Origin of the sequence: Dysgonomonas sp. HGC4 (assembly GCF_001261715.1) — a bacterium.
Lineage (GTDB): Bacteria > Bacteroidota > Bacteroidia > Bacteroidales > Dysgonomonadaceae > Dysgonomonas_A.
This window is the reverse complement of the sequence record NZ_CVRU01000134.1, coordinates 1-3,503: the sequence shown is the minus strand read 5'-3', so window position 1 is coordinate 3,503 and position 3,503 is coordinate 1. Positions and strand designations below refer to the sequence as shown.

Annotated in this window: 5 protein-coding genes; all 5 read left to right on the top strand. The window is 32.9% G+C overall.

Annotated features, from left to right (window positions below):
* Window positions 1-39 precede the first annotated feature (39 nt).
* Complete coding sequence (gene lipA, locus HGC4_RS13345; RefSeq protein WP_050710639.1) at window positions 40-897, top strand: lipoyl synthase; 858 nt, start codon at window positions 40-42, stop codon at window positions 895-897.
* Window positions 898-901: 4 nt separating this feature from the next.
* Window positions 902-1,573 carry a lipoyl(octanoyl) transferase LipB gene (gene lipB, locus HGC4_RS13340; protein WP_050710638.1) on the top strand — a complete coding sequence of 224 codons (672 nt, stop codon included), beginning with the start codon at window positions 902-904 and terminating at the stop codon, window positions 1,571-1,573.
* Between the two features lie 176 nt (window positions 1,574-1,749).
* The gene (locus HGC4_RS13335; RefSeq protein WP_050710637.1) at window positions 1,750-2,526 is read left to right on the top strand and encodes a carbonic anhydrase family protein; all 777 of its coding nucleotides are present in this window, start codon (window positions 1,750-1,752) and stop codon (window positions 2,524-2,526) included.
* A 246-nt stretch (window positions 2,527-2,772) separates the two neighbouring features.
* Entirely contained in the window at window positions 2,773-2,982 is a 210-nt protein-coding gene (locus tag HGC4_RS13330; RefSeq protein WP_157258296.1) for a hypothetical protein, read from the top strand.
* A 319-nt stretch (window positions 2,983-3,301) separates the two neighbouring features.
* A partial coding sequence (locus tag HGC4_RS13325; protein WP_157258294.1) for an Hsp20 family protein occupies window positions 3,302-3,503 on the top strand: 202 nt, incomplete at its 3' end.

The following is a 3,503-nucleotide window of genomic DNA, read 5'->3' as shown; positions in this document are numbered from 1 at the left end:
TTTGTTACTAATAATACTTTAAATAACGATTAAAAATACATGGAAAGAGTAAAAAAACCAGAATGGTTAAAGATTAAACTTGGTGGAGGAAAAGGATATTTTCATACACAAAAATTAATTCATGACAACAGTCTAAATACTATATGCGTAAGTGGGAAGTGCCCAAATTTAGGACATTGCTGGAGTATGGGAACAGCTACATTTATGATATTAGGTGATATTTGTACGCGTTCTTGTAAATTTTGTGCAACTAAAAGTGGAAGACCTTTGCCTTTGGATGAGTCTGAAATTGGAAAAGTAGCTGACAGTATTCAAAAAATGAATTTGAGATATTGCGTAATAACTTCTGTTGACAGAGACGATTTAGCAGATCAAGGAGCCAATTACTGGGCTAGAATGATTAACGAGGTAAAGAGACGAAACCCAAATACTAAACTTGAGGTATTGATCCCTGACTTTGATGCTAAAACCGAGTTACTAGATATAGTATTCGAAGCTAAGCCTGATGTTCTAAGTCACAATATGGAGACTGTAAAGAGACTAACATCTCAAATCAGAAGCCGTGCACGATACGACAGAAGCTTAGAAGTACAAAAATATGCAGCTAGCAAAGGCTTCTTTACGAAATCGGGAATTATGCTTGGATTAGGTGAAACCGAAGAAGAGGTAATTGAGCTAATGCATGATTTACGAGACTCAGGTTGTCAACTACTCACTATCGGACAATATTTACAGCCAACCTTAAAACATATTCCTGTAAAAGAATATATACATCCCGATCAATTTGCCAAATACAAAACATTAGGTCTAGAAATTGGATTTAAATTTGTAGAAAGTGGTCCACTTGTTAGATCATCTTATATGGCAGAAACAACATTCAACCAAATTATACAATAATACTATGAAGTTTATAGATTGGGGTGTTATTGATTATAAAGAAGCTTGGGATAAGCAGAATGAAATCTTCACTCATTTGATCAATATAAAAAATACACCTGCCTATTTGGAGAATAAAGACCAATTACAACAAGTTATATTTTGTGAGCATCCACATGTATATACTCTGGGCAGGAATGGTAATGAAGGTAATATGCTTATTCAAAAAGATCGTTTAGATGCTTTAGGTGCCACCTACTATAAAACGGATAGAGGTGGTGATATTACATATCATGGTTACGGACAAATTGTTGTTTACCCGATTGTAGATTTAGATGCCTTAGGCTTATCTCTAAAACAATATGTATGTAATTTAGAAGAGGCTGTAATACAAACCTTGGCACACTATAATATAAAAGCTGGGCGAGCAGAAGGCGCTACCGGCGTGTGGTTTGACTATAATACCTCTACTGCCCGAAAGATTTGTGCAATTGGAGTACGTGCCTCACGTTATGTAACAATGCATGGTCTTGCATTTAATGTATCCACCGATTTATCGTATTATAACCATATAAATCCATGTGGATTTGTAGATAAGGGAGTTACTTCTCTGGAAAAAGAAATGGGAAAATCTGTAAATATAGAAGAAGTTAAAAATATCTTAAAAAAAGAGATAGAAAAGCTATTACACACGTAAAGTACTTGTTTTTGATCTAATTAGACATTCTTCTGATTGGTATAATATTGTATCAGATTCATAAATTTTATCCAAATATTACCTTCAGATTAAATAAAGCTTAATCTTATTCGAAAACTATTTTATTAGATGTTTGTTAATCTATATGTATTTAACTATATAAACTTTGATTATTTATGAAAAAGAAAGCTTTATTAGGATTACTATCCTTATGTTTAGTATTAGTATCAACTTCGTGTAAAGACAAGGCCAAAGTAGAAGAGAAACCTGCTACAACTACCGAAGGCACTGTTCAGATCCCTGAAGCCGAAGTTTTGACCAACACCGTTCTAACAGCAGCAGAACAAGCAGCTTTAACTCCTGCAGATGTACTTAATCTTCTTAAAGAAGGAAACAAAGAGTTTACAGAAGACAACCTTACAGTTCGTAACAACTCTCAACGTGTTAGAGATGCTGCAACAGGTCAATTTCCTAAAGCTGCTATCCTATCTTGTTTAGATTCTCGTGTACCTGTTGAAGATGTTTTCCATAGAGGTATCGGTGATCTTTTTGTTGCTCGTATCGCTGGTAATATCGTTAACGAAGATGTATTAGGTAGTTTCGAGTTTGCAACTAAAGTATCTGGGGCAAAAGTTATCGTTGTATTAGGTCACGAATATTGCGGTGCTGTTATGTCTGCAATCGATGATGTAAAACTAGGTAACATTACTGCTTTATTAGCAAAAATCAAACCTGCTGTTGCATCTGCTGGTAAAACATTTGAAGGCGAAAAAACTGCTGCAAACCCTGCATTCGTAGAAGCAGTTTGTGATCACAACGTTGAACTAGCTATCGAACAACTTCGCACTAAAAGTCCAATTTTGAAAGAAATGGAAGATAAAGGTGAATTATTAATCGTTGGTGGTGTATACGACATGAAAACTGGAAAGGTTAATTTCTTTGACAAGAAATAATTTAAACGACCTCCTTTTTGATACATCTAAAAATCAAAACATTACATTTTTTTCATAATTAAAGAACGTAAAACAAAATACTAACAAGCTACTAATAAGAGAATTATAGCTCAACACCATCACTTAACAATCATTACACTTAGAGCGTTTTTATTTAAACCAAATTAACGGTGAAATTCTCTAAAACCAGTATATATTTGATGCGTGTTTAACAAGTATGTTTCACTTATTTAATTGAAAAAAATTATGAAAAAAGTAGTTCTTTCATGCGTTATGATGTTTGCTCTTTTAGCATCTGTCAGTGTTATGGCTCAAGATTCAAAAAAAACTGCTGCTCCCGCTAAAGTGAAAACTGAAGCCAAAGCTACAACAGCTACAAAACCCGAATCGAAAAAGGATTCGAAGAAAGCTGAGGTAAAGACGGAGAAAAAAAGCAATTCGAGCATGAAGAAATAATTTTCAGAGAATTTTATAAAAGAAGATCGATACAACTTTGTATCGATCTTCTTCTTTTTTGAGATTATACGAAAATAAATTATGGAAAAAAGGACAACAAGAAAATGTCAAAATGTCATTAACTAAGTATCAAGCGACAAAATGACTGTTATCTATAGGTATGAAACACCAAACAATAACACGCTGATTATAAATTAAATAAATCAAAAAAAGAATCTATTCTTCTATAAATTTATAAGCTATAAAAACTGAATTGCACATTATTTGTACTTTTTTACATGAAAATTATGTAGAACTAAAATAATAGGAGGATTTTGAAATGAATAATAGATTAATGAAATTCGATTCTAGAAAAAGTTTTTTACCATCAATTTTTAATGATGATTTTTTCACAAATTTCTTTGAAGGTAGTGGTTTACCTGCTGCTAATGTTGTAGAGAACAAAGATGAATTCAGAGTGGAATTATCTGTACCCGGATTCAACAAAGACGATTTTAATGTTGAAGTTGAAAAGAATGTTG

What these genes read in the sequence shown, in the direction of transcription:
- lipA (WP_050710639.1), top strand. Translation starts at nt 40, where the DNA reads ATGGAAAGAGTAAAAAAACCAGAATGGTTAAAGATTAAACTTGGTGGA.
- lipB (WP_050710638.1), top strand. Translation starts at nt 902, where the DNA reads ATGAAGTTTATAGATTGGGGTGTTATTGATTATAAAGAAGCTTGGGAT.
- HGC4_RS13335 (WP_050710637.1), top strand. Translation starts at nt 1,750, where the DNA reads ATGAAAAAGAAAGCTTTATTAGGATTACTATCCTTATGTTTAGTATTA.
- HGC4_RS13330 (WP_157258296.1), top strand. Translation starts at nt 2,773, where the DNA reads ATGAAAAAAGTAGTTCTTTCATGCGTTATGATGTTTGCTCTTTTAGCA.